Source organism: Halohasta sp. A2 (assembly GCF_056175805.1).
The window spans coordinates 1-24329 of the sequence record NZ_JAQFWV010000048.1; the positions used below are offsets into that span (position 1 = coordinate 1).

Sequence of the window (24329 nt, forward strand, 5' to 3'; positions counted from 1 at the left end):
CGCGATCGCTAGGTAGCTGAACTCGATTTTCTTTTCGACAACACTACTGAATCGGTTTGTCAATTTGTGCAGCGGTGTCTTCGGCCGATATCAGGTGTCGGGTGGTGTGGAATTCTTAGACAGGCTCAAAGCACGGCAGAAAACGAAACAGCAGACGAAGAAAGCGACGAACGCCGCGAAAAACAAGGCGACAGGCGACACCGACAGTTAAGCTCACAGCCTGAGCGAGCGGATGACGGTGGAGTCGACGCGTGGTTTCTTTCGAGACAGTACCCTGTTGGGTCGGACAACACGACATCGCCTAAAGAGCATGCGAAACTACTGTCGCAACGACCATACGCACGTCACTCGTTCAGTCGGTATGGTCGACCGTGCACCACCGACGAGCGTGATTCTCCCGACGGTCAGACGAACGGACGTGATCGACGAGATCGCTACCCAGCTCGGTTCTGACGACGAGCTGCTGGTCGTCTGTGATTCCGACGCCGATCCGATCGCTGGCAGCGTCGACACGTTGCCCGAGGGAGTCCGGCTCGTCGTCGCGGGCGAACCCGAGGGCTGTTCCGGCAAGGCCAACGCCATCGCCGCAGCGATGGAGGCCGCAGCCCACGACCGACTCGTCTGGACCGACGACGACTTTCATCATCCTCCCGACTGGCTCGCCGACCTGCGGGCCGACTACGAGCGACAGGGGCCGACAACCGAACTCCCGTTTTTCGTCGGTCAGGATCCGCTGTCGACGCTCTTGGAACCGATGTACATGATGGGGGCAACCGCGGGCCTCACCCTGATCGACAAGCCGTGGGGCGGGGCGGTGATCTTCGAGCGGAGCGATCTCGACGAGGCGGCCTTTTTAAATGACCTCCGGCGAACGATCAGCGACGACGGGCTGCTGGGCGCGTATCTCGACGTAACGCCGGTCAAGCGTGTCCGGCGGGTCGAGGTCGGTGGTACAGTTCGTGAGAGCCTCGACCGTAACACTCGGTTCATGCAGATCGTCGACTACTTTTCGCCGTATCCGAACGTGACAGTGCCGCTGGCAGCCTTTTATTTCACCTGCTGTCTTCTGTTTCCGGTTCCGGCAGTGGTGGCCTCAACCGCCGGGATGGCGGCGGTCTATGCGTACTTCGGGGTTTGGCGATGGACCGTCCTGTTGACGTATCCGGCACTCATTGCGCAGTTCCCGCTGCTGTTGTACGGGTTGTCCCGGAGCTTCGTCTGGGGCGGCCGACGCTACCACTGGCCCGACCGGTTCGAGGTGGTAGTCGACGGCTAGCGGTCGACCAACCGGCTGGCGACGAAACGCATGACCTCTATCTCTATGTCCCTCGGGGCGAAGGCAAACCCAGCATGTCGCTTCACCGACGAACGTTCTTCGCGTTGACTGCCACGGCACTGCTCGCTGGCTGTACCGGTGACAGTTCCGAGTCGGTTGCCGGTTCGGACCCAGTTGACGACCCACGGACACCGGGCACGCAGGCCGCATCCCTTCAGACGAGCATGGGATCGATCACGGTCGGCCTCTACGGCGACCGAGCGCCCCGAACAGTCGAGAACTTCGTCGGCCTCGCAACGGGTGACAAGATGTGGACCGACCCCGAAACTGGCGAGTCGGTCGACGGTGAGCCCTTTTATACGGAGATCCCGTTCCACCGAGTTATCGACGGTTTCATGATTCAAACCGGCGATCCGACCGGTACCGGCCGTGGCGGCCCTGGCTATCAGTTCGACGACGAGTTCCACGACGAGTTGCGCCACGACCGCGCTGGAGTGCTTTCGATGGCCAACTCCGGGCCGGATACGAACGGTTCGCAGTTCTTTATTACGCTCACCGAAACCCCACATCTCGACGACGTCCATTCGGTGTTCGGACGGGTCACTGACGGAATGGATGTCGTCCGGCAGATCGGATCGGTCGAGACTGACGAGAACGACCGACCGGTCGAACCGCTGGTTCTCGAATCGATCTCTGTCGGCGAATAAAAGCGGAAATCCGAAAGACAGTCGGCTGCTCAGTCGGCGGTCGCTTCGACGGCTTCGCCCTCGTCTTCGACGTAGTACGAGTCGATGAAGTCCTCGTCGATCCGGTTGAGTTCTGCTTTCGGCAGCTGGCTCAGGAGTTCCCAGCCGATATCGAGCGTGTCTTCGAGCGAGCGGTTGGTATCGAAGCCCTGGTCGACGAAGTCGCTCTCGAAGTCCTCGGCGAAGTCGAGATACTTGTTGTCCCGCTCGCTGAGTGCTTCTCGACCGACGATGTTCACCAGATCCCGAAGGTTCTTCCCCTCGGCGTAGGCGGCGTACATCTGGTTGGCCACGTCGCTGTGGTCCTCTCGGGTAAGCCCCTCGCCGATCCCGTCGTCCATCAGCCGCGAGAGGCTTGGCAGGACGTTGATCGGCGGCTGGACACCCTGACTGTTCAGATCACGGTCGACGTAGATCTGGCCCTCCGTAATGTACCCCGTTAGATCGGGAATCGGGTGGGTGTCGTCGTCGCCGGGCATCGTGAGAATCGGTAGCTGTGTAACCGAGCCCTCACGGCCCTGAATCCGACCCGCACGCTCGTAGAGCGTTGCCAGGTCTGTGTACATGTAACCGGGGTACCCACGTCGACCCGGCACCTCTTCGCGGGCGGCACCGATCTCTCGGAGCGCCTCACAGTAGTTGGTCATGTCCGTGAGGATCACCAACACGTGGTAATCCTTCTCGAAGGCGAGATATTCGGCGGTGGTGAGTGCGAGCCGAGGCGTGACCGTCCGCTCGACGGCGGGGTCGTCCGCGAGGTTGGCGAAGACCACCGAGCGTTCGAGTGCACCGGTGCGCTCGAAGTCCTCCATGAACTCGTTGGCCTCCTCCTGGGTGATTCCCATCGCACCGAAGACCACAGCGAACTCGCTGCCGTCCTCGTCGCCGCCCTCCTCGTCTTCAGGCACGCTTGCCTGTCGGGCGATCTGGAGTGCCAGATCGTTGTGCGGAAGCCCCGAAGCCGAGAAGATCGGCAGCTTCTGGCCCCGAACGAGGGTGTTCATGCCGTCGATGGCCGAAACACCCGTCTGGATGAACTCCTCAGGGTACTCCCGGGAGTAGGGGTTGATTGCCGCGCCGATGATGTCTTGGCGGGATTCGGGAACGATCTCGGGGCCGCCGTCGATCGGCTGGCCCGTGCCGTCCATGACGCGACCGAGCAAATCCTCGGTGACGGGCATCTTGAGCGTCTCGCCAAGGAATCGGACAGACGCTTTGCGGTCGATTCCGCTGGTTCCCTCGAAGACCTGAATCGCGACCAGGCCGTCGCTGGATTCGAGCACCTGGCCGCGCAGGGTGCGGCCGTCGTCGGTCTCGATCTCGACGATCTCGTCGTAGCCAATCGGCTCGTCGACTTCGGCGTAGACGAGCGGGCCGCTGATCTCGTTGATGGTTTGGTACTCTTTCATTAGTACATCCCCCGCAGTTCTTCGGTGATATCCTCTTTGATGTCGGCGACGTACTCTTCGTACTCCTCTTGGACACCGATCCGGTTGATCTGTGGTGCCGACTCAAGCGAGACCAGATCCTCGACGGGAACGCCCGCCTCAAGCGCGTCGAACGCCTCGTCGTTGAGCGTTTTGATCGCCGTGAGGATGAGGTACGTCTTCTCCGGCGGACAGAAGGTGTCGACCGGGTGGAACGCGTTCTGCTGGAGGTACGCCTCACGCAGGTAGCGCGCAACTTCGAGCGTGAGCTGTTGGTCCTCCGGCAGGGCGTCCTTGCCGACGAGCTGAACGATCTCCTGGAGCTCGGTCTCCTCGTCGAGTACGTCGATGGCCCACTGTCGGATCTCGGACCAATCCTCGGTGACGTTGTCTTCGAACCACGGGTCGAGCTGGTCGCGGTACAGCGAGTACGACTCGTTCCAGTTGATCGATGGGAAGTGTCGACGCTCGGCTAGGTCGGCATCGAGCGCCCAGAACGTCTTGACGATACGCAGGGTGTTCTGGGTGACTGGCTCGGAGAAGTCCCCGCCGGGTGGCGAGACCGCGCCGATGACAGAAACCGAGCCCATCGTACCGTTGACGTTCTCGAAGTAGCCAGCGCGTTCGTAGAACTGGCTGAGACGCGCTGCGAGGTAGGCCGGGTAGCCCTCCTCGCCGGGCATCTCTTCGAGCCGCGAGGAAATTTCGCGCATGGCCTCGGCCCATCGCGAGGTCGAATCGGCCATCAGTGCCACATCGTAGCCCATATCGCGGTAGTACTCCGCGATGGTGATTCCCGTGTAAATACAGGACTCACGGGCTGCAACAGGCATGTTCGAGGTGTTGGCGATAAGCGAGGTCCGGGCCATAAGCGGGTTGCCCGTTTTCGGGTCTTCCAGTTCGGGGAAGTCCTCGATTACCTCGGTCATCTCGTTGCCGCGCTCACCACAGCCGACGTAGACGACGATGTCCGCGTCGGCCCACTTGGCGAGCTGGTGTTGGGTGACCGTCTTCCCGGAACCAAACGGACCGGGAATCGCGGCGGTCCCGCCTTTGGCAATCGGGAACAGGCCGTCGAGAATCCGCTGTCCGGAGACGAGCGGCGTTCGTGGCGTCCGTTTTTCGACCGCCGGGCGGGCCTGTCGAACGGGCCACTCCTGGTGCATGGTGACTTCCTCACCGCTGTCGAGTTCGGCGACTGTCTCGTCGACGGTGAACTCGCCAGACTCAATGGCAGTGACTTCGCCGCCCTCGTAGTCAGGCGGTACCATGACCTTGTGGGTGATCGTGACCGTCTCTTCGACGGTGCCGATCACGTCGCCTGCGGTGACTTCGTCACCGACTTCGACGGTTGGTTCGAACTCCCACTGTTTCTCCAAGTCGATACCGGGGGCATCGACACCGCGGTCGAGAAACGCGCTATCCATCTTTTCTTCGAGAACGTCGAGTGGACGCTGGGTCCCATCGTAGATGGCATCCAGCATACCGGGGCCGAGGTCGACCGACAGCGGCTCGCCCGTGTTTTCGACGGGTTCGCCCGGGCCAACGCCCGAGGTCTCCTCGTAGACCTGAATCGTCGTGATGTTGCCTTCGATCTCGATTACCTCGCCCATCAGCCCTTCGTCGCCGACGTAGACGACATCGTTCATCCGGGCGTCGAGATCGCGGGCGGAAACGACCGGCCCACTGACGCTTTCGATGACGCCGTTGCCGACGTCCTGTTGCGTTGCTTGACTCATAATTAGTCTTCCTCTTCCATCAGATCGATTCCGATGGCTCGTTTGATCTGTCCGCGCAGTCCACCGCTGCCAGCACCCCCGCCGAGCGTGACCAGGGTTGGCTCGACGCTCGTCTCGACGGCCTTCCGCTGGCCGCGCGAGAGGTACTCCATATCATCGTTGTGCATGACGATAATACCCACGTCGTCGTCGTCGAGCACACGTTCGACGGCGGCATCGAGTTCCTCGTCCTTCTGGCCGTTCGGGACGTTTTCGAACTCGCGAACCCCAGCCAGCCGAAAGCCGGTGGTGAACTCCGGACTACCGATGACGGCTATTTCTTGGCTCATAGAATCACCAGCTCCTGTTCGATTTCGGTCTCGCTCAGTCCGGCCTCGCGGCCGCGAGCGATAGCACGGATGTTTTCGACCTCACGTTCCTTCAGCAGGATATAGGCCACAACCGGCGTCACCGACAGCGGGAAGATGTTTCCCATCCGCTTTGAGTAGCGCAGCAGCACCGAGTCGAGCGCGTGCTCGAACTCAATGAGGCTATCGGCGCTTTCGAGCTCGTCGAGTGGTTTGGAGAGCGTCTTGCCGTAGCTGCTGTCTCGAATGCGGGTGATCAGTTCGTCAGGGTTCTGAACCAGCGTGTTCAGGTCCGTCGCTTTGAACAGTTTGCCCCCCTCGATCAAGTACTCCGAGGGGTCGATTTCTGCGCCACTACGGGCCAACCGCAGGGCGTTTCGGGCGTTCCGGAAGTCGATCTCGGCTTCGAGGAACTCACGGTACTTCAAAATCGCCTCGCCCGACGGTAGCTCGCTGAGGAGCTGCTCGTAAAACGCTCGGTCGACCGCGTTCTCCAAGGGAGCCAACACGCCGGTCTCCTCGAAATCCGCGAAGGCGGCTTCGAGCGGCTCGCCGAACATCGTCCGGTCGAGCAGCGTCACGACGTCTTCGATACTTCCTGCATCTAGCAGCCGACCGATCAGTGCGTCGTCGAACTCACCGGCACGAATCAGGTCAGTCTCGATAGCCTCCCGCGAGGCGTCGGTGTAGACGCCACGAATGATCGTTTTGATGTTCCACGCGTCGAACTTGCGCAGATAGCGTGCGATGAGATCGTAGAGCTGTCCATCAGCGAACCCGAGCAGGTCGTCGAAATGCTTAGCGAGGTTCCGGTTGAGCGCGTACTCGATTAGGTCGACGCCGCTGTGTCGAGCGCCGAGCTCGTTGATCTCGCGTTCGTACTCGGATTCCTCCATGTAGCGGGCGATCTCCGAGGGGCTCATCCGGACGAGTTTGCGGTACTCGTCGTCACTGAACAGCGCCGCACGCCGGGCGCGGACGCGGCCGTTGACGTACTCTGGGTTCGAGCTTCCGGTCGTGCTCATTGGTCGAACAGATGGGTCGACAGTTCCTTCAAATGCTCGTCCCAGACCGAGTCGAGAATCGAGTCGAAGGTGTTGTTCACTCGAACGCGTGAGCTCTCGCTTTCGACGACGACGCCGCCGAGGCAATCGATTTCCCCGCCGTAGCTGAAGCCATCGTAGTCGGAGAGAATCGCTTCGATGAGTTGCTGGTCGTCAGCACGGCCGTAGACGGTGACCGCCGCACTCTCGTCGAACTCCTCGGCTGCGGCGTCGAGCAGGCTGCGGGTCAGCCTCTCGCGTTTGTCCGCTTCGAGTTCGACCAGCGCGGTTTCGATATCCTCGTAGACGTCAGCCAGCACGTCACGACGGGCTTCGAGTCGCTGCTGTTTCGCTTCGAGCTTCGCACTCGACAGCGCCTGTTCGCGCCGTTGGGCAATCTCGCGGTCGACCTCGGCGGCGCGAGAGTCGGTGATCTCTTGGGCGTCAGACTCGGCCTCCGAGATGATCTCTGCAGCACGCTCGTCGGCGGCCGCACGGATCTCATCCGCACGCGCGCGGGCTTCGTCTGTGATGTCGTCTGCGACTTGTTCCAAACTCATTAGTTGAAAGAACGGGTCTGTTTAGACCAGAAACACGACGACGAGTGCGAGAATCACGAGTGTCTCGGGCAGAACGGTCAGAATCAGCCCTTTGACGAACAGGTCCTCGTTTTCGGCCATCGCGCCGACTGCGGCGGCACCGATACCACGTTCCGCATAGCCCGCACCGAAGGCGGCGAGGCCGACACCGAGGGCGGCAACGGCCGATGCGCTAAGTATCGGACCGCCTGATTCTTCAGCCTGCAGTACAACGTTACCAAGTTCTGTTGCAAGTTCTAAACTCATGTGTTAGTTAGTCCGTATGGTTACGTTCGCTTGTAGCCGAACAGTCGTATTTGTTTTCAGGGTCATGATAAAGCTTCCCAAAACCGTTGGCTGCAACGGCCAAAACCGGGGTTTGAGCTGAAATAGTAAGTGTGATTGACACTCTCGAACGGGCTAATATGTCAGTTAATATTAACTATCTGTAGTCGGAAATAACCGATCGAAAAAGCGGTTCGAAGCGAGCGGTTAGTCGTCGGTAGTGGTATACTGTCGGAGATAACCCAATGGGTTGTAACTCCGGCCGCCGCCCTCGTAGAACTTCCCGAAGAACTCGACGTACTCGAGACGGATCCCCTGAATGCCAGCGGCCGTAATGCCGAGCAGCAGGACGACGATGTGGCCGAGACTGGCGACGACAATTGCGCCGACGAGCGCGATCACGCCGATCGCAGTCGGCTCGTATCCCGTCGACAGTCCAGCGAACACGAGTTCGTACGTCTCGGGACTCGCCTCTACTTCCGCGAGCCGGGTCGGTGTGAAGATGAAGTGGAAGCTCCCGTCGCCGCTGTCGCCGATGTACGCACCGAAGGCGAGCAGGTTGACCGCCAGCGCCATCCCACCCTTGGCGAGCAGGACCGCCATGATCCGGGCGTAGGAGACGGCGTTGACAATTGGGGCAAGCACCTCTGCGAGTTCGGTCGGCTCGCCGATGGCGAGTAACACCGCACCGAGGAACGCCGCGAGGAGGCCGCCGATCCCGACGATCACAGGGAAACCAGCGAACTCGACGGCACCGAGCGTCAGGAGGCCGACCGATTCGAAGATGAACTCGGGCTTCGGTCCGGCGGCGTGCTGGCTGAAGATCCAGATCCACAGCCCGTTGAGCAGCAGTATCCACGAGAGGCTTTCGTAGACCGCGTGTTTGAGGTCGTGGAGTTCGTAGTTGCTCACGAACGACAGCACGTAGCCGACGTTCAGGTGGATGATGCCGAACACCACGCTCAGTACGAGCCACGCCAGCGCCCACTGTTGGTCAACAGGCGACAGCCCCTTCGACAGCGGCCACGACTCGAAGCCGAACAGCGCGTAGGCGTGGTAGCCGAAGATGTCGAACCCGTAGTAGACGCCAAACAGGATCGTAAACAGCCCGGCCCAGATGGCGACCGCGCCGATCTCCTTCATCACGCCATCGAGTTTTCCGTACATGTAGACGCCGATCGCTCCGTAGAGCACCCCGTAGCCGATATCACCGATCATGAAGCCGAACATGAGCGGGAAGGTGAGGAACACGAGAACGGTCGGATCGAACTCGGAGTACTTCGGTCGACTCACTGCTCGGATAAGAGTCTCGAACGGTCGGGTCACCGACGGATTGTCCTGGACGACTGGCGGTTTATCGTCTACCGTCACGACACCGCCGTCCGCACGGGCTTCAACCTCGTTCTCGCTACCGTCTGCGGTGATCGGCTCCTCGGCCGCCCGCGTTTCGTCCTCAACTGTCGGCATTTCGGCCTCGTGGTCCTCGACGTGGTGGTCGCCGGTGGACGTGTACTGTGCGCGCTTGATTTCGTCGATATCGAGCGGGCCGTCGACCGCCGAGGTAAGTGAGGATTTGAACAGATCGTAGCGTTCGGTCGGGATCCAGCCCTCGGCGACAAAGGCGTTGTCGGTCGTCGCAAACGCCAGCGGCGCCTGTTTCTTCTGGGCCTCGATTGAAAGGTACTCTTCGGCCGAGAGCAGGAAACTCGCCTGCTCGGCTTTGATCTCGTCGAGTTCGGCCTTGATCTCGTCGAGTTCGCCCTGAACACGCTGTTTTTCGGCTTCGAGTTCGTCGACATACTCGGCGGGACTCGCCTCGGCCTCGGGAATCGGGACCGCTGCAAAATCGACGCCCACGAGCGCCTCCGTGAGGACGTCGTCTTCGGCGTCGGTGGCCGGTTTGGCGAAAATGGCGTGCGTTCGGCCACCCGACATGATCTCGAAGGTCTCGATTTCTTCGGCCTTCAACAGCACCGATTCGATTGCGTCGCGGTCGCCCTCGCCAACGCTGACGACGAGCGAGTCGTAGCCGCCCAGTAGTTCGAGATCGAGCCCAAGATCAGCAAACGGCTCGACAGCGGCGATCTCTTCGTCGAGTTCGCGACGACGGGTGCGGAGTTCGCTCCGCCGGTCGTCGAGTTCATTGACGCTCTCTCGAAGCGCCGCCAGTTCGCGGTCGAGTTGGTCGTCGTCGACGAGGATCGTCTCGTTTGCGTCCTCCGCTGAGATATCAAGAATGCTTTCGAGCGAACGGACGGTAACGAGCTTTTCGTTTACCTCGTCGGACCCCTCAAGGGAACGTCCGATATCGAACGACTCCCAGGACTCATCGTACTCCGAGAGGTGGAGCAGTCGAAGTTCGTAGGCTGCCTCGATGGTCGACTCCAACACGCGCTTGGAGCCAGCCACCGAGACTTTACTCATCCGCTCAGGTCTGAGCATCGACGGCCTCCTCGAAGCGTTCGAGTGCGAGGTCTACGGCGTCGTCGATCCGGTCGCTGGCGTCGTCGACGAGCGCCTGGCGGGTCTCTGTGCCCTCTTCGAGGAGGTCCTCGCGGCGGGCCTGAATATCCTTGTCGGCTTCCGCAAGGCGTTCAGTGGCTCGCTCCTCGGCGTCTTCCCGGGCGGCCGAACGGATCTCGTCGGCTTCCTGTCTGGCCTCGGCAATCCGCTCGTCACGGTCAGACTCGGCTTCCGCGATGATCTCGTCGGCCCGCGTTTCGGCCTCCTTGATCTCTTTTAGAACGTCTGGTCTCGGCATACTCACTAATCGTTCGAATGTGCAGTATCTGCGTATAAGGTGTTTGCGGAACTGTTCGGCCGCGGGCGCGCTCGACCGATCTGAACGATCAGAAAACCGCACCGTTATTGTCCGGGCTTTCGTAGTCGACGCTATATGGGATTCCTCGAGAACAAGGCTCGTGCCCGGCTGTTCTACAAATATCTCTCGAAGGTCTACGATACGATCAACCCCTTCATCTGGAACGAGACGATGCGCGACGAAGCGCTGCTGTGGCTCGACGTCCAACCCGGTGATCGCGTTCTCGATGTCGGCAGTGGCACCGGCTTTGCGACCGAAGGGCTGTTGCAGCACACCGATGAGGTCTACTGTCTCGACCAGTCCATCCACCAGATGCAAAAGGCCTTCAAAAAGTTCGGCAAACACGACACGGTCAGGTTCCACCGTGGCGACGCCGAACGCCTCCCGTTTGCCGACAATTCGTTTGATCATCTGTGGTCGTCGGGATCGATCGAGTACTGGCCCAATCCGGTGGCGGCCCTCAAAGAGTTCCGACGCGTCACCAAACCTGGCGGACGCGTGCTCGTCGTCGGTCCCGACTACCCCAACTCGGCACTTATACAGAAGCTCGCCGACGCGATCATGCTGTTTTACGACGAAGCCGAAGCCGATCGAATGTTCTCCGAGGCGGGATACACGTCGTTCGAACACCACATCCAACAGGCAAGCCAGGGAAGCCCCAAAGCGATCACCACTGTTGCGACCGTCCCCGAGAAGTAGTCGTCGACGACTCGCGGTCACGCCAGCTATATTCGTGTTTCAGCCGTCTCAATCACTAGCTCGTCCGTGCTCAGTTTCACCGAGACGGTCGACCCTGATTCGAGTTTCGGACTGTTCGTTGCTGCGACTGTCAGTGTTGCCGTTTCACCGACCTCCCACTCGGAATCGCTCGCCGTATTGAACGGTCCTGTCGGTCCCGGATCGAACCCCGACATCGAAAAGAAGGGTACCGATGGCTGGTGATCAAGCGGTTCGCCGTCGACCGAGATACGAACCGTCAGTGTTCGGACGTCGAGCGAATCGCCGTGTTCGTGGGTAAACGTCAGCGTTTCGCCGTCGACTGAGACGTCGATCACGGCCGTCGGTACAGGCTCGTGAGTGCTACTCTCGCCAACCACAGTCAGCCCGACGACGCTCGCGACGAGTACGGTCAACGCGACCACAAGGAGTCCGCCGACTAATGGGACGTTCGCTCGTGCTACCTGTTGGGCGTGTAATCCGGGACGTCGGTGTGAGCGCGACATGGCCCCGGCTGCTCCCGAATTTATATAAAAACAGTCGCCGACTACTCGGCGTTAGGAACTGCCTTCGGGTGCTGGCGGATCGACGTCGACGAACGCCGCGGAGTTGTCGTCACCGAAGACGGTGATCGTGAACGACTGCCGCGGGCTGACCGTCCAGAGGGTACCATCCTCGTCGGTCGTCCCGATCGTCTCGCTGTCTTGGCCGTTTTGGCCCAGCGTCACGGTCGTTTCGAGCGGCTCGCCGGTTTCGTCGTCGGTGACTGTGAGCCGAAGTGGCCCTCCAGCGTACGTCTGTTCGGTCGTTACGTTGAGCCCGTCTTGGACTTTGTTCGTCTCCTCACCGGTGGCAACGACCCCGAGCGGGACACGCTGGTGTTCGACGAACGTCCGTTCGGACGGCCCGTCGACGAACGTTCGGAGATCACCGCCGTCGAACTCCACCGAAACCATCACGATTGGACCCTCTCCATCCGCGCTCCAAGAGGTGCGCAGCTCCCACAGGTTCGGATACTCCGCTTCGATACGGTCGATTGCTGTTTCCTGGGTTACCGCTCCGTCTCCGTCCTCGCGCAGCCCTCGTCTGTTGACCTCTCGAATGTACTGTCCGTCGTCGAGTGCACCCATGGTCACCTCGGAATCACTCGTTTCGATGAAAATACGGTTGTTCGATCGCTCCCCGCGAAGCACGTCGACCGCGTGTGCGCGGAGCGGCCCGTTGTACGTTTCGAGAGTGTACTCGATTTCGTCGAATCGCGCTTTCGAGACCGTTTGCTCGTCGATATCAGATGAATCTGCCTCTATCTCCGCTGTTTCGGTCTCCAACATCGATGCACGTTCACTGAGGGCCTCGGCCTGTAGATGGATCGCCGCCAGCTCGATGACGAACGCACTCGGTTCGATCTCGTTGTCGCTAAACTGGCCGATCACGTCCCGTTCTGCCGTCTCCAGTTGGTCGGTTTCGGTTTCGATTGCGGCGACCTCCGAATCGATCCGTTCGGCACGTTCGGTCTCCTCGTCGATCGAGGCGAGTTCACGTTCGAGACTTTCTGTGGCGATTTGTTCGTCCGTTAGATCGGTCTCGAACTCCGCTGCTGGACCGAGATCGGCATGCTGTCGGCGCAGATCGCTTCGTTCGATCTCGTCGTTCGGAATAGCCAACGTGTAGAACACCTCTGCGTCGGCTGTCGTTTCGTCGATCTGAGTCGCCGTCGACGGTTCGAAGCCGATCGATTCGGGCTGGTTTTGGTCCACGCTCGTCGCTGGAGCCACACCGACGCCGATCGCAACCACTACTACGAGTGTGATCGCGACGAGTGGAACAGGTCTCATCGGTGAACGGTCTTCGCCGAACAAGTAAAAACCCATCTACCATGAGTAACTCGTTCGGTTACATACCCTCCGCTCTCAGCCGTCGACAGGCACTGTTCGTCGGTCTCTCCGTTTCGCACACCTCCGTTGCGATGACTCCTGACTGACGACCGTCTGACGACGTGGAAAAACCCGTCGCAGTAATGCGGTTTTCACTTTCACTCCGCGTGCCGTATGTTTTTATACCTCCCATCCATTATCCCAATTGCACGTCACACGCGTGCATTCCCCAATTCCCTTTTGACCCCACCGAAATCCCTTAGCCGCCGCTCCGGTGAGAGAGTGGTATGTTATCGCTTTCAGCGGTCGAACAGGCCGCCGATCGGGTCTCGACTGTCGCTCGGGTGACGCCGTTGGAGTACTCGTATTCGTTTTCCGAACAAACCGGTGCGTCGATTCATCTCAAATTGGAGAACTTTCAGCGGACCGGCTCGTTCAAAATCCGTGGGGCGAGCAATCGGATCGCGACCCTCTCGGAAACCGAACGGGCCGCTGGCGTGGTCACCGCCAGCGCCGGCAACCACGCTCAGGGGGTCGCGCTCGCGGCCACGCGTGCGGGCGTCGACTCGACAATCGTGATGCCCGAACAGGCACCGATCTCGAAAATCAAAGCCACCCGGCGGTACGGTGGCGAGGTCGTTCTTCACGGCGTCGACTACGAGGAGGCCCAGGCGCGAGCCCACGAGATCGAAGCCGCCGAGGGCCGAACGTACGTCCACGCCTTCGACGACGAGGCTGTGATGGCCGGTCAAGGGACAATCGGGCTCGAAATCCTTGACCAACAGCCCGACGTCGAGACCGTCGTCGTCCCGATCGGCGGTGGCGGCCTCATCGCCGGAATCGCCACAGCGATCAAAACCCAGCGTCCCAACGTTCGAATCGTCGGTGTGCAGGCCGACGGGGCCGCAAGCATCGTCGAATCGCTCGAACAGGGCGAAATTCATACACGCGACAGCGTCGACACGGTCGCCGACGGGATCGCCACGCGAGCGGTCGGCGAGCGAACGTTCGAAGTCATTCAACAACGAGTCGACGAGGTCGTCACCGTCTCCGACGAGGAGATCGCACTCGCGCTGACCCTGCTTTTGGAACGGAACAAAACCCTCGTCGAAGGCGCGGGGGCGGTCGCGCTGGCGGCCGTACTCGAAGACCGCTTCGAGTACCGAGAAGACGAGGTGATCGTCCCGGCGCTCTGTGGTGGCAACATCGACATGAACGTGTTGACGACCGTGATTCTCCGCGGACTGGTCCAGATGGGCCGGTACGTCAAAATTACGACGGTGCTCAAGGATCAACCCGGCGCGTTGCAGGGGCTCATCGACATTATCGCCACCCACCAGGCCAACATCTACGCAATCCACCACGAACGTACCTCCCGAGAGATCGGGATGAGCGACACCGAAGTCGAGATCGAACTGGAGACGCGGGGCCCACAGCACGCCAGCGATCTCCTCGAGGCGCTTCGATCCAACGGCTACACCGTCGATGTTATCAAATAGAACGGGTGTCTGCTGGAGTAGTCTGTCTATACTCTACCGTAGCCAGTGACTACCGCCTGTTCGTGACGTCGGTACTCCCGCACTCGGGACACTGCGTAATGTGGTGGAACGGTGGTGCGCTGATCCGGTTCCATTCGTCGCTTCCCGACCGTGCGGTGTAGCCACACTGTCGACACACCGATTTCGATTCCCTGTCGGCTGCGGTTGCCATACACTCACATGGGGTGTCGACTCGAATAACGGTTTTTCACCTTCTACGAGAAGTCAGTTGTTAGATTCGTCCACACAGGCTTATGTAGCCTCGTGCAACTCGCTTGAGTATGAAACGGACGATCAGCACCGAGGCCGCCCCAGCGGCGGTCGGCGCGTATAGTCAGGCGACGACCGACGGGTCGACGCTGTACACCGCGGGTCAGATCCCACTGACGCCCGATGGCGAACTATTGACCGAGGCGTCGGTCGCCGACCAGACCGAACAGGCGCTGGACAACGTGCTCGCAATTCTCGACTCCGAGGGGCTGGATGCGAGTGCGGTTCTGAAAACGACCGTCTTTCTGGCCGATATCGACGACTTCGACGAGATGAACGAAACCTATCACACGTACTTCGATACCGAGCCACCGGCTCGGAGCGCCGTCGAAGCCGGGGCGCTGCCGAAGGGTGTCGACGTCGAAATCGAGGCGGTCGCAACGATGGAGTCGTGAGACGCCGAACCAAATCCAGTCTCCTGTGGGGGGCCATCGGCTCGCTGTTGTTCGTCGTTCTCGCACAGGGGTATCTGCTCGCCGTTGGGCCCCTGCCAACGGGCTACGCCGAGATACTCTCGATCGGCGGTGTCGTCGGGCTGATCGCTGGAACGGTTTCGTATCTCGCCGAGCCACGGCTGGCCGCGAAAGGAAGGACTTAAAATCGCCAGCAGGCTACGTTTGGACGCGAGCCAGAATGGCCGAGTGGTAAGGCGCACGCCTGGAAAGCGTGTTCCCTTTGGGATCCAGGGTTCAAATCCCTGTTCTGGCGTTTCTATCGGATCAACACTCACCAGCGACGCGTTTCATCGCGCCGTCGTTTCTGTTGATCCGTAATACGGCATCTAACAGGGATTCGAATCAAGGAACGAAACGAGTGAAACGAGCGAAGCGACTGAGGCTCAAATCCCTGTTTTAGTTTTTTTACCACTATAACTGCGTAACCGGTGTGTTTTCCGGTCGACCTGATTGGTCCTGTCAAAACTGTCGGCATAGAAAGATTGATACTTGTGCGTTGCCTTGGCATGGTTGACAATGCCAGACACGAAAGCAGGCCGCGAACGGAAAGGCCGCAACAAGCTCGCACAGCTAGAGTCGACACTGAACAGCCGCGAGCGAGAGCTACTGGGCGAACGCCACGAGCCACCGGAACCTGATCGTGTCGACAGCGAGTTCCTGACCGATCCGCGCGAACTCGAAACCTGAGGCTCCCTTTTTACTTAACCGGCGGTTCTCGGTTAGATGCTCACCACAAGTAGACAGTGACTACCAGCCAGTAGTCGTAGACTACGCGCACTCGTCTCCTGCGAGGCACCGAAATAGTATATAAAGCGACCACAATCGACCTCCTTCGCTGTTCTAATCTGTGTGGTAGTAGCCCACACGAACAGTCCGTATTCGACTGCCTGCTATTGATTTCGTTCCGAGTGACTCAAACTCGTTTCAAAACCGATCGTCGTCGAGAAAAGCAAGGTTTATATAGAATCACAAACAATCAGTCAGGTGTACTATGAGTCAGCGTATGCAGCAAGGCCAGCCGATGATCATTCTCGGAGAGGATTCACAGCGCGTTCAGGATAAGGACGCCCAGCAGTACAACATCTCGGCGGCTCGGTCGGTCGCCGAGGCCGTTCGGTCGACGCTCGGACCGAAGGGGATGGACAAGATGCTCGTCAACTCGATGGGTGACGTCACGATCACCAACGACGGTGTCACCATCCTCACCGAGATGGATATCGACAATCCGACCGCCGAAATGATCGTCGAAGTCGCCGAGACACAGGAGGACGAAGCGGGCGACGGCACCACGACCGCCGTCGCTATTGCTGGTGAACTCCTCAAGAACGCCGAAGACCTCCTCGAACAGGAGATCCACCCGACGGCGATCATCAAAGGCTTCCACCTCGCGAGCGCGAAGGCCCGCGAGGAGGTCGACAACATCGCCGAAGCCGTCGACCCGGATGACGAGGAACTGCTGAAGAAGGTCGCCGAGACCTCGATGACCGGCAAAGGTGCGGAACTCGAAAAAGACGTACTCGCAGATCTCGTCGTCCGTGCCGTCCAGCAGGTCACCGTCGAAGCCGACGACGGCAGCCACGTCGTCGATCTCGAAAACGTCAAGATCGAAACCCAGACCGGCCGCTCGGCCGGCGAAAGTGACCTCTTGGTTGGCGCAGTCATCAACAAGGACGCAGCCCACGATGATATGCCGACCAGCTTCGAGAGCGCCAACACGCTGCTTCTCAACGAGCCGATCGAGGTCGAAGAGGCCGACGTCGACACCCAGGTATCGATCGAGACACCCGACCAGCTCCAGAAGTTCCTCGATCAGGAGGAAGCCCAACTCAAAGCGAAAGTCGACCAGATCGTTGAGTCGGGTGCCGACGTCGTCTTCTGCCAGAAAGGCATCGACGACCTCGCCCAGCACTACCTCGCCAAGGAGGGCATTCTCGCCATCCGCCGCACCAAGAAATCGGACATCAAGTTCCTCAAGAACGTGCTCGGTGGCTCGGTCGTCTCCGATATCGACTCGCTTTCGGCCGATGATCTCGGCGAAGGATCGGTCCGACGCGACGAAGACGACGAGCTGTTCTACGTCGAGGGCACCGGTGACGAGGTCCACGGCGTGACGCTTTTGCTCCGTGGCTCGACCGACCACGTCGTCGACGAGCTCGAACGCGGCATCAACGACGCGATTGACGTCGTCTCGACGACCGTCTCAGACGGTCGCGTGCTTGCCGGCGGCGGCGCACCCGAAGTCGAACTCGCCTCGCGGCTCCGCGATTACGCCGACTCGGTTTCGGGCCGCGAACAGCTGGCGGTCGAAGCGTTCGCCGACTCGCTCGAACTCGTCCCCCGCGTGCTCGCCGAGAACGCCGGACTCGACTCGATCGATCTGCTCGTCGACCTGCGAGCCGAACACGAGGGCGGCGACACCCACGCCGGGCTGAACGCCTTCACCGGCACCGTCGTCGACACGTTCGACGCCGGCATCGTCGAGCCGGCCCACGCCAAAGAACAGGCGATCTCGTCTGCCACCGAGGCCGCCAACCTCGTACTGAAGATCGACGATATCATCGCCGCCGGTGATCTGTCGACCGCTGGTGATGACGACGAGGGCGGTGCCCCCGGTGGCATGGGTGGAATGGGCGGCATGGGTGGTATGGGCGGTGCGATGTAACAGTCAGGACACTGACTTTCACACCGCCATTCGGTGGTGCTCGGTAAAATCGATCTGTCCATCTACCACTAACTGACTCACACCCGCTGTTGACACGTCGAACCGTACGATTGTTCGTCCAACTCTGCTGTTAGGAACTCGCTACCGTTAGTAGCAACTTCCTACGGTAGCCAAACGGTTCACTGAACGGCACCCAACTGGTTAATATCGCGGGGTCGAACCGGTCGACATGCACACGCTGTTGCTCGATAGCGACGACGTCCGGGCGAACGCGCCGATGGAGAGACTGATTCCAGCGATCGACGCCGCTTTCGGGGCCTACCAGCGCGGCGACGCCCAAATGCCGCCGAAATCGTACATCGATCTGCCCGAATACAACGGTGACTTCCGGTCGATGCCAGCGTATCTTCGCGTTCGTAGCGAGTCGAAAGACGGGAACGGGGGCTGGGATGCGGCGGGCGTCAAATGGGTGAACGTCCACACCGACAATGCTGATAAGTACGATTTACCGACTGTTCTCGGGACGATGATCTACTCGGATCCGAAAACCGCCTTTCCGTTGGCGATTCTGGACGGCCGCGAGCTGACGATGCTCCGAACCGGGGCGGCCGCCGCCGTCGCCACTGACCATCTGGCTATCCCCGACGCCAGTTCGCTCGGTATTATCGGGGCCGGTGTCCAGTCCTACACGCAGCTCGAAGCGATCGCCGAGATCCGACCGATCGAGGAGGTCGTGATCTCCGACGTCGACGCCGAGCGCGCGGCCGCGTTCATCGAGCGGTTCGAAGATCGCTTCGCGATCCGGGCGGGATCGATTGCGGAGGCTGCGAGTTGTGACGTGCTATCGACGGTGACGCCGGTCGAATCACCGATCGTCGACCGCGTCGACGTGAGCGATCAGACCCACATCAATGCCATCGGCGCGGACGCCGCCGGCAAACACGAACTCGCCGACGAGATCCTTTTCGATGCGAAACTCGTGATCGACGACTACGAACAGACGACTCATTCGGGTGAGATCAACGTCCCCTACAACGAGGGGACGCTCACCGACGAGGACATCTACGGCTCACTCGGCGAGATCGTTGTCGGCGAGAAGGTGGGTCGGACGGTCGACGACGGGATTTCCGTCTTCGATTCAACCGGACTGGCGATTCAGGACGTCGCGGCCGCCCACGTCGTGTACACTGCGGCCGAAGAACGCGACAATGGGACCCCGTTCGATCTGCTCGGACTGGCCGACTGACGGCCGTGGCCTTGGTTATTCTCCTACTGTTTTCCCCGCACCGCAGACCGAACTGCTTGGACCGCCTTCGCCCCGAAAACCAGGACGACGAAAAGGGGAATCAGCGGGAACAAGAGGGTAAACACGCCGAGAAAGACAACCCAGCCGATGAGGTCCATTCCCGTATCGTCGTGGCTTCGGTAGCCCGGTGTCACCGTTCTGTAGGCCGATTCAAGCACTCCAGGGTCGGACTGTGCGCTGCTCATACCGCACTGTAGGCACCGACATCGGATAAATCGTCTGTCAGTTGTGGTGGCGAACTGCTTGATGCGAGCAGACCTACTCGATGTGGATTGCCGGCCGGAACGGGACGGCCTTTGCGGCACGGTCGGCGGGATCGTCGATCTCCTCGTCGTCCTCGGCGTAGACGACGACCTCGGCGTCGAACTCCCGTTCGAGGAAGCCAACCGCCGTCTCGTAGGTCGACACCTCGTCGACGGCATCCATCGCCGCCAGTACGTCGTCGTCGAGACTCCGGACGAGTTCGACGAGATCCTGCACCAGTTGGTTGACCTCGTTGCCGCGCTCGCGCAGGTCGGGGTCCTGCATGACCTCACCCATGACCTGGCCGACGTTGGTACCCGTCTCGCGAACGGTCTCGAACACCGACCGCTTCCAGTCGGCGGCGACGTAGACGCGAATGGTATCGGGGTCCTGTTCGGTGACGTTGAGAATGTCCTGAACGTCGTCTGTGAGCCGTTCGATCTGTCGTTCTTCGGTCTCGGTGACTGTCGACTCCCATTCGGTATCGACCTGCGGCCACGGCGCGTCTTCGGCAGGCGTTCCGGTGAGCTGTTCGTGTAGTTCGTTCGTCATAAACGGGACGAACGGAGCCAGCAGTCGGAGCCGAGTTTCGAGAACATGCCGGAGCATCCACTGGGCGGCCGGCCGGTCGAGATCGGTCCGTCGACGGTACCATTTGAGGTGCTCGTCAAAGCCGTAAAAGGCCGCCTGCGAGGCCGTCCGGGTTTCGGAGTTGTCGAGCGCGCTGGTGACCTCGTTGATCGTGGTCTGGAGTTTCGACAGCAGCCAACGGTCGATGTGTTCGAGATCACTCGCTGGGTCGACGTCGGGTTCGTCGTTCTCGATCAGCTGTTGGGCACGGTTCCAAAACCGAGTGAGCTGCTTTTCGACACCTGCTACCTGGTCGTCTCGCCAGTCGTAGTCCTGCCACGGCTCGGCCGAGTTGAGCAGGAAGAATCGGACGGTGTCGGCGCCGTACTTCTCGATTGCCTTCCCGGGCAGCACGACGTGGCCTTTCGACGACGACATTTTCTCACCCTCAAGCAAACCCATACCCATGATGGTGATCCCCTCGGGCCACTGGGCCTCGTCGAACAGCTCGGCGTGGTGGAACAGATAGAACGTGAGGTGGTTCGAGATGAGGTCGTTGGCCGAAAACCGGACGCTGACGGGATACCAGTACTGCCACTCTGCACGCAGGTCGAGCGCGCGTTCGTCGACCTCGCCGTCGACCGCCTGCTCGCCGTAAAACAGCGCGTCGAAAAAGTCCCGGTCGAGATCTTCGGTCGGGATCTCGTCGAGTCGGTGAGCGATGGTGTAGTAGGCCATATAAATAGTCGAGTCGCTCAGCGGCTCGATAACGAAGCTATCGTCCCACGGTAGGCGAGTACCGAGTCCGTAGTTACGGATGCAGGGCCACTCGTTGAGCCAGTCGATGGTGTGGTCGTACTCCCCGCGAGTATTGTTGGGGATGGTGTCCATCTGCTCGACGACGAGTTTGGCTGCCTGCTTCCAGTCGGCGTCGTTGTACGTGAGGAACCAGGTGTCCTGGTAGGCGACAACTACTTTCCCGCCTGCTCGCGAGATGACGGGCTCGGGGAAGTCGTACATCTCGCCATACGCGCCTTGCTCGCGGTAGGCGGCGGCTAACTCGTCGCGAACGTCCTCGATGAGTTCGCCACTGAACTCGCCGTACCCCTCGTGGAGCCGACCCGTGTGGAACTCCGCGTTGTAGACGTCCTGGGTAACTTCCTTGAGATCGGGGTCGTTGCTGCTGGTGATGCCAGCCGACTCGACGGCCTCTTTGGCCGGAATCTCGCCGTAGCCGTCGACGTCCAGAATAGGGACCGGTTCGATCCGGTCGACTTCATCGGGATCGATGCCGTACTCTTGAAGCCGGTCAGCGTCGGCTTTCGCCTCTTGGAGCGCGAGGTAGTCGTCGGGGCTGTGGGCCGGCACCGACATGACGATTCCCGTCGCACTGTCGCTGTCGACGAAGTCGGCGGGCAGGACGATGACCTCGTCGCCCGTCACGGGGTTGGTGACGTGCTCGCCAACGAATTCGGTGCCCTGGAACTCGCGGAGAATCTCGACAGTGTGGTCTTGGAGTTCGAGTTTTTCGGCGGCCTCAGTCGAGATAATCCACATCTCACCGTCGACGCTGGCCTCGACGTAGGTCGACTCGGGGTTGATGTAGGCGTTGGTGACCCCGCGGACGGTTTCGGGCCGGAGCGTCGCCATCGGGATAACGGTCTCACCGGTCGTGAATTTGACGAGTGTGTACTCCTGGTACTCGACGTCTTCTCCTTCTAAGAGGTCGTGAGTCGTCACCGGATTTTTCTGCTCGGTGCAGAACTTGACGGGGTGGAGGCCCTTTTCGAGTCGACCGCGTTCGTACAGGGTCTCGTACTGCCAGGTGATGAACTTCGAGTAGCGCTCGTCGTTGGTCGTGAACTCCCGTCGCCAGTCGATAGACAGCCCGAGCGACTGCATCCCCGTTTTGTAGTGCTCCTCGATGAAGTGCCGGGCGTAGCCCATCGGCGTTTCGAGATCGGCGAGCACGTCGTCGGAAACGTTGTACGTCTCTTGAAGCACCGAGAGCTGTTTTTCCTCGCGCTTTTCGAGCCGTTCGACCGCACCGATAATCGGCGTGCCGGTGACGTGCCAGCCCATCGGAAACAGGACGTCGTCGCCCTGTTGTCGACGGTAGCGCGCGTAGACGTCCGGAACGGTGTACGTTCGGGCGTGACCGATGTGCATTCCGCCGCTGGGGTACGGATACGGAACCGTAATAAACGTCGTTTCGGCGTCGTCGGGCTCGACACCCGAGGTCTGATCGGCTTCGTACCGTTCCTCGGTAGCCCACCGCTCCCGCCAGTCGGCTTCGAGTTCCTGCGGGTTGTATTCCATACGGGTCTCTCTGTGTGTCGGGCCTAAAATAGCATCTATACCCGACCGCCTCGCGTTCGACCTCCAAAGACGAACGACGCGTCGGGGCCAGAACTCACTCGATCTCGATCCGTCGACCGTCTTCGATGGCGACCGTCGATTCCTTTGGGAACCGCGCGGTGAGCACGCCGTTGTGGTAGGTGGCCGTGGCGCTGTCTTCCTCGACGGCCTCGGGGAGCCTCAGTGTCCGTTGGATCGACGCAGTCCGGCGTTCGCGGTGGAGATACGAGCCGTCGTCGGCCGTCTCGTCGGTTTCCTGGTGGTGTTCGGCGGTGATCGTCACCATCGACTCGTCGACCGTGAGGTCGATGTCTTCGCGGTCGAACCCCGGTAGGTCGGCTGTCAGGACGAACTCATCGTTCTCACTGGCGACGTCGACGGCCATCTCACCGGTGGTCCGTGTGGGTGTCATCGAGTCGAACCCCCAGCCGAGGCGGCCGAAGAACTGGTCGAGCTCGTCGAACGGAGTGTATGGACGTCTCATTGTGTCTTTCACCATCCAACATATATGCTCGCTGAAGGCTTAAAGCACGCTGGAGCCGTGATAGCAGTCGACAACTACTCGATTAATAAATGGTGACGGCCGCTATTCGACGTCGATCTGGTAGCCACCGACGTCTTCGGGTTCGAGTTTCGGCAGCGTGACCGTCAACACGCCGTTGTTGTAGGTGGCCGACGCCCCTTCGGCGTCGACTTCAACTGGCAGCGGGAGCTGTCGGCGAACCGACTCGCGGCGTCGCTCCTGGCGGTGGTACTGGGCGTTTTCCTCACGATCGCTCTGTTCGTACTCCGCGCTGATCGTGAGCGTCTCCCGGTCGACTCGCAGGTCGATGTCCTCTTGGGAGAAGCCAGGCAGGTCGACGCTGACGACCAGCTGATCGCCCTGGTCGGCGACGTCCGCGGTCACGTCCGAGAGCATGGGCCCGCCCTCGAACGTCCGGCTCAGGTCGCCGAACTGCTGGTTCATTCGTTCGATCAGTTCGTCGAGTTCGCGGAACGGGTTGGGTCGTCCAGCCATGGCTGTGAGATGGGCCTTGTCCGACATGAATATTGTCGACGTGAGACCGACGGGAATCCTGAAACTCAGTAGAGAACGTGTTCGGTATCGTATGAACCGAGGTTCCGAACCCACCCGTTGTCGACGATTTCGTCGATCTCGTCGAGCGCCTCCTGAACACGGCTCTCGTAGACACCGGCCTCGATATCGAAGTGGAACAGGTAGTCACCGAGTCGGGTGCCGCTGGGTCGGGATTCGACCCGCGAGAGGTTGATATCACGGCTCGCAAACGCTTCGAGCAGTTCGAGCAACAGGCCCGGATAGTTGACGTTCGGGTAGACGACCAGTGAGGTTTTGCCTCCGGCATCGGATCGCTCGTCGATCGGGGCGATAAGGAAGAATCGCGTGGCGTTCGAATCTTGGTCCTGAATGTCCTCGGCCAGCACCTCGAGTTCGATGCCGTTGGTGGCGTTCGACGGGTGGCCGATAGCGGCGATCGAGGGGGTCTCGCGGGCCTGCTGGACCCCACGTGCGGTGCTGGCGACGGCCTCCTGTGTCGCTTCGGGGTAGTGCTCCTGCAGATAGGTTCGACACTGCGCGAGCGCCTGCGAGTGGCTGGCGACCGTTTCAAAGTTGGGGGATTGGGCGAGTAGGGCGTGCCTAATCGGCGTTATAATCTCGCTAATGACGGCGACATCCCGGTCGGCAAGCGCATCGAGTGTCTCGGTGACGCTACCCTCGATGCTGTTTTCGATCGGAACGACGCCGCGTTCGAACTCTCCGTCGGCGACCGCTTCGACGATGGCGGTCACCGACTCGCGAAAGGAGACGTCGTCTGCGACGGCGCTGGCGGCACGGTGTGAGTAGGTCCCGGCGGGACCCAGCGTTACGGCGTCCATTGGCCGTTTTTAGTCAACTAGTATGAAAAGGTCGTCGGCATTAACAGTATTACTCGGCTCTGCACGTTTATAAACTCCCTTCAGAATGGAGAAAGAGGTGGTCGATTTTTTCCATCAATCCGTCGAGGTCACGGTCTGGCTGATCGCGCACCCACGAGAACATATTGTAAATCGCCTC

At 60.4% G+C, this 24329-nt stretch carries 25 protein-coding genes and 1 tRNA gene; 10 read left to right on the forward strand and 16 right to left on the reverse strand.

The genetic code is table 11. The features are described from left to right. Nucleotides 1–361 precede the first annotated feature (361 nt). The gene (locus tag O2S87_RS12835; protein WP_475409185.1) at nt 362–1276 is read left to right on the forward strand and encodes a glycosyltransferase; all 915 of its coding nucleotides are present in this window, start codon (nt 362–364) and stop codon (nt 1274–1276) included. 74 nt (nt 1277–1350) lie between these two features. Further along, nucleotides 1351–1983, forward strand: a complete 633-nt coding sequence (locus O2S87_RS12840; protein ID WP_475409186.1) for a peptidylprolyl isomerase — start codon at nt 1351–1353, stop codon at nt 1981–1983. A 29-nt stretch (nt 1984–2012) separates the two neighbouring features. Here O2S87_RS12840 and O2S87_RS12845 read toward each other — a convergent pair whose 3' ends face one another. The 8 genes from O2S87_RS12845 to ahaH form a co-directional block, all read right to left on the reverse strand. Next, on the reverse strand, nt 2013–3431 hold the full coding sequence (locus tag O2S87_RS12845) for an ATP synthase subunit B (protein ID WP_475409187.1): 1419 nt from the start codon (nt 3429–3431) through the stop codon (nt 2013–2015). Continuing rightward, nucleotides 3431–5188 (reverse strand): ATP synthase subunit A, encoded by a 1758-nt coding sequence (locus O2S87_RS12850; RefSeq protein ID WP_475409188.1) that lies wholly within the window; start codon nt 5186–5188, stop codon nt 3431–3433. The genes O2S87_RS12845 and O2S87_RS12850 overlap by 1 nt, the downstream gene beginning before the upstream one ends. A 2-nt stretch (nt 5189–5190) precedes the next feature. Then, entirely contained in the window at nt 5191–5517 is a 327-nt protein-coding gene (locus O2S87_RS12855) for a V-type ATP synthase subunit F (protein ID WP_475409189.1), read from the reverse strand. Then, nucleotides 5514–6560, reverse strand: coding sequence for a V-type ATP synthase subunit C (locus O2S87_RS12860; protein ID WP_475409190.1), 1047 nt, complete (start codon nt 6558–6560; stop codon nt 5514–5516). The genes O2S87_RS12855 and O2S87_RS12860 overlap by 4 nt, the downstream gene beginning before the upstream one ends. After that, entirely contained in the window at nt 6557–7138 is a 582-nt protein-coding gene (locus O2S87_RS12865; RefSeq protein ID WP_475409191.1) for a V-type ATP synthase subunit E, read from the reverse strand. The genes O2S87_RS12860 and O2S87_RS12865 overlap by 4 nt, the downstream gene beginning before the upstream one ends. 21 nt (nt 7139–7159) lie before the next feature. After that, nucleotides 7160–7423, reverse strand: coding sequence for a hypothetical protein (locus O2S87_RS12870; protein ID WP_475409192.1), 264 nt, complete (start codon nt 7421–7423; stop codon nt 7160–7162). A 225-nt stretch (nt 7424–7648) separates the two neighbouring features. Further along, nucleotides 7649–9883: a V-type ATP synthase subunit I gene (locus O2S87_RS12875; protein ID WP_475409193.1), complete on the reverse strand. Its 2235-nt coding sequence runs from the start codon at nt 9881–9883 to the stop codon at nt 7649–7651. Continuing rightward, nucleotides 9870–10202 carry an ATP synthase archaeal subunit H gene (gene ahaH, locus O2S87_RS12880; RefSeq protein ID WP_475409194.1) on the reverse strand — a complete coding sequence of 111 codons (333 nt, stop codon included), beginning with the start codon at nt 10200–10202 and terminating at the stop codon, nt 9870–9872. Before ahaH ends, O2S87_RS12875 begins: the two co-directional genes overlap by 14 nt. A gap of 135 nt (nt 10203–10337) precedes the next feature. Between ahaH and O2S87_RS12885 the strand changes: the two genes are divergently transcribed. Next, on the forward strand, nt 10338–10961 hold the full coding sequence (locus O2S87_RS12885) for a methyltransferase domain-containing protein (protein WP_475409195.1): 624 nt from the start codon (nt 10338–10340) through the stop codon (nt 10959–10961). 26 nt (nt 10962–10987) lie between these two features. Here the strand turns inward: O2S87_RS12885 and O2S87_RS12890 are convergent, their stop codons facing one another. Both O2S87_RS12890 and O2S87_RS12895 read right to left on the reverse strand, forming a co-directional pair. After that, nucleotides 10988–11485, reverse strand: coding sequence for a type IV pilin domain-containing protein (locus tag O2S87_RS12890; protein WP_475409196.1), 498 nt, complete (start codon nt 11483–11485; stop codon nt 10988–10990). Nucleotides 11486–11536: 51 nt separating this feature from the next. Continuing rightward, a complete protein-coding gene (locus tag O2S87_RS12895; protein WP_475409197.1) occupies nt 11537–12814 on the reverse strand; it encodes a DUF7094 domain-containing protein in 1278 nt (425 codons plus the stop codon). 326 nt (nt 12815–13140) lie between these two features. Between O2S87_RS12895 and ilvA the strand changes: the two genes are divergently transcribed. After that, a complete protein-coding gene (gene ilvA / locus O2S87_RS12900; protein ID WP_475409198.1) occupies nt 13141–14352 on the forward strand; it encodes a threonine ammonia-lyase in 1212 nt (403 codons plus the stop codon). 49 nt (nt 14353–14401) lie between these two features. Here ilvA and O2S87_RS12905 read toward each other — a convergent pair whose 3' ends face one another. After that, the gene (locus O2S87_RS12905) at nt 14402–14563 is read right to left on the reverse strand and encodes a hypothetical protein (protein WP_475409199.1); all 162 of its coding nucleotides are present in this window, start codon (nt 14561–14563) and stop codon (nt 14402–14404) included. A gap of 109 nt (nt 14564–14672) precedes the next feature. Here O2S87_RS12905 and O2S87_RS12910 point away from each other — a divergent pair, with 109 nt between their 5' ends. From O2S87_RS12910 to O2S87_RS12935, 6 genes are all read left to right on the forward strand, one after another. Then, nucleotides 14673–15056: a Rid family detoxifying hydrolase gene (locus O2S87_RS12910; protein WP_475409200.1), complete on the forward strand. Its 384-nt coding sequence runs from the start codon at nt 14673–14675 to the stop codon at nt 15054–15056. Continuing rightward, nucleotides 15053–15259 (forward strand): DUF7981 family protein, encoded by a 207-nt coding sequence (locus O2S87_RS12915; protein WP_475409201.1) that lies wholly within the window; start codon nt 15053–15055, stop codon nt 15257–15259. The genes O2S87_RS12910 and O2S87_RS12915 overlap by 4 nt, the downstream gene beginning before the upstream one ends. Nucleotides 15260–15288: 29 nt before the next feature. Then, nucleotides 15289–15369 (forward strand) — tRNA-Ser (locus O2S87_RS12920). A 263-nt stretch (nt 15370–15632) separates the two neighbouring features. Beyond that, nucleotides 15633–15803 (forward strand): hypothetical protein, encoded by a 171-nt coding sequence (locus O2S87_RS12925; protein ID WP_475409202.1) that lies wholly within the window; start codon nt 15633–15635, stop codon nt 15801–15803. Nucleotides 15804–16137: 334 nt separating this feature from the next. Further along, entirely contained in the window at nt 16138–17778 is a 1641-nt protein-coding gene (gene thsB / locus O2S87_RS12930; RefSeq protein WP_475409209.1) for a thermosome subunit beta, read from the forward strand. 229 nt (nt 17779–18007) lie between these two features. Then, nucleotides 18008–19024: an ornithine cyclodeaminase family protein gene (locus O2S87_RS12935; RefSeq protein ID WP_475409203.1), complete on the forward strand. Its 1017-nt coding sequence runs from the start codon at nt 18008–18010 to the stop codon at nt 19022–19024. Nucleotides 19025–19047: 23 nt separating this feature from the next. On the opposite strand, the gene O2S87_RS12940 is transcribed toward O2S87_RS12935, so the two are convergent. The 5 genes from O2S87_RS12940 to pheA form a co-directional block, all read right to left on the reverse strand. Continuing rightward, nucleotides 19048–19269, reverse strand: a complete 222-nt coding sequence (locus O2S87_RS12940; protein ID WP_475409204.1) for a DUF7535 family protein — start codon at nt 19267–19269, stop codon at nt 19048–19050. 73 nt (nt 19270–19342) lie between these two features. Beyond that, nucleotides 19343–22216: a leucine--tRNA ligase gene (gene leuS / locus O2S87_RS12945; RefSeq protein WP_475409205.1), complete on the reverse strand. Its 2874-nt coding sequence runs from the start codon at nt 22214–22216 to the stop codon at nt 19343–19345. A 94-nt stretch (nt 22217–22310) separates the two neighbouring features. After that, complete coding sequence (locus O2S87_RS12950) at nt 22311–22739, reverse strand: Hsp20/alpha crystallin family protein (protein ID WP_475409206.1); 429 nt, start codon at nt 22737–22739, stop codon at nt 22311–22313. 102 nt (nt 22740–22841) lie between these two features. Beyond that, on the reverse strand, nt 22842–23273 hold the full coding sequence (locus O2S87_RS12955) for an Hsp20/alpha crystallin family protein (RefSeq protein WP_475409207.1): 432 nt from the start codon (nt 23271–23273) through the stop codon (nt 22842–22844). A 65-nt stretch (nt 23274–23338) separates the two neighbouring features. Then, on the reverse strand, nt 23339–24151 hold the full coding sequence (gene pheA / locus O2S87_RS12960; RefSeq protein WP_475409208.1) for a prephenate dehydratase: 813 nt from the start codon (nt 24149–24151) through the stop codon (nt 23339–23341). Nucleotides 24152–24329: the final 178 nt, after the last annotated feature.

Bases quoted from the DNA above. Each gene is read 5' to 3' on its own strand.
- O2S87_RS12910 (WP_475409200.1), top strand. From the start codon at position 14,673: ATGAAACGGACGATCAGCACCGAGGCCGCCCCAGCGGCGGTCGGCGCG.
- O2S87_RS12955 (WP_475409207.1), bottom strand. From the start codon at position 23,273: ATGGCTGGACGACCCAACCCGTTCCGCGAACTCGACGAACTGATCGAA.
- O2S87_RS12875 (WP_475409193.1), bottom strand. From the start codon at position 9,883: ATGCTCAGACCTGAGCGGATGAGTAAAGTCTCGGTGGCTGGCTCCAAG.
- O2S87_RS12925 (WP_475409202.1), top strand. From the start codon at position 15,633: ATGCCAGACACGAAAGCAGGCCGCGAACGGAAAGGCCGCAACAAGCTC.
- O2S87_RS12835 (WP_475409185.1), top strand. From the start codon at position 362: ATGGTCGACCGTGCACCACCGACGAGCGTGATTCTCCCGACGGTCAGA.
- ilvA (WP_475409198.1), top strand. From the start codon at position 13,141: ATGTTATCGCTTTCAGCGGTCGAACAGGCCGCCGATCGGGTCTCGACT.
- O2S87_RS12885 (WP_475409195.1), top strand. From the start codon at position 10,338: ATGGGATTCCTCGAGAACAAGGCTCGTGCCCGGCTGTTCTACAAATAT.
- ahaH (WP_475409194.1), bottom strand. From the start codon at position 10,202: ATGCCGAGACCAGACGTTCTAAAAGAGATCAAGGAGGCCGAAACGCGG.
- O2S87_RS12950 (WP_475409206.1), bottom strand. From the start codon at position 22,739: ATGAGACGTCCATACACTCCGTTCGACGAGCTCGACCAGTTCTTCGGC.
- O2S87_RS12855 (WP_475409189.1), bottom strand. From the start codon at position 5,517: ATGAGCCAAGAAATAGCCGTCATCGGTAGTCCGGAGTTCACCACCGGC.
- thsB (WP_475409209.1), top strand. From the start codon at position 16,138: ATGATCATTCTCGGAGAGGATTCACAGCGCGTTCAGGATAAGGACGCC.
- O2S87_RS12845 (WP_475409187.1), bottom strand. From the start codon at position 3,431: ATGAAAGAGTACCAAACCATCAACGAGATCAGCGGCCCGCTCGTCTAC.
- O2S87_RS12935 (WP_475409203.1), top strand. From the start codon at position 18,008: ATGCACACGCTGTTGCTCGATAGCGACGACGTCCGGGCGAACGCGCCG.
- O2S87_RS12895 (WP_475409197.1), bottom strand. From the start codon at position 12,814: ATGAGACCTGTTCCACTCGTCGCGATCACACTCGTAGTAGTGGTTGCG.
- O2S87_RS12940 (WP_475409204.1), bottom strand. From the start codon at position 19,269: ATGAGCAGCGCACAGTCCGACCCTGGAGTGCTTGAATCGGCCTACAGA.
- O2S87_RS12890 (WP_475409196.1), bottom strand. From the start codon at position 11,485: ATGTCGCGCTCACACCGACGTCCCGGATTACACGCCCAACAGGTAGCA.
- O2S87_RS12840 (WP_475409186.1), top strand. From the start codon at position 1,351: ATGTCGCTTCACCGACGAACGTTCTTCGCGTTGACTGCCACGGCACTG.
- O2S87_RS12865 (WP_475409191.1), bottom strand. From the start codon at position 7,138: ATGAGTTTGGAACAAGTCGCAGACGACATCACAGACGAAGCCCGCGCG.
- O2S87_RS12905 (WP_475409199.1), bottom strand. From the start codon at position 14,563: ATGGCAACCGCAGCCGACAGGGAATCGAAATCGGTGTGTCGACAGTGT.
- O2S87_RS12870 (WP_475409192.1), bottom strand. From the start codon at position 7,423: ATGAGTTTAGAACTTGCAACAGAACTTGGTAACGTTGTACTGCAGGCT.
- leuS (WP_475409205.1), bottom strand. From the start codon at position 22,216: ATGGAATACAACCCGCAGGAACTCGAAGCCGACTGGCGGGAGCGGTGG.
- O2S87_RS12850 (WP_475409188.1), bottom strand. From the start codon at position 5,188: ATGAGTCAAGCAACGCAACAGGACGTCGGCAACGGCGTCATCGAAAGC.
- O2S87_RS12860 (WP_475409190.1), bottom strand. From the start codon at position 6,560: ATGAGCACGACCGGAAGCTCGAACCCAGAGTACGTCAACGGCCGCGTC.
- pheA (WP_475409208.1), bottom strand. From the start codon at position 24,151: ATGGACGCCGTAACGCTGGGTCCCGCCGGGACCTACTCACACCGTGCC.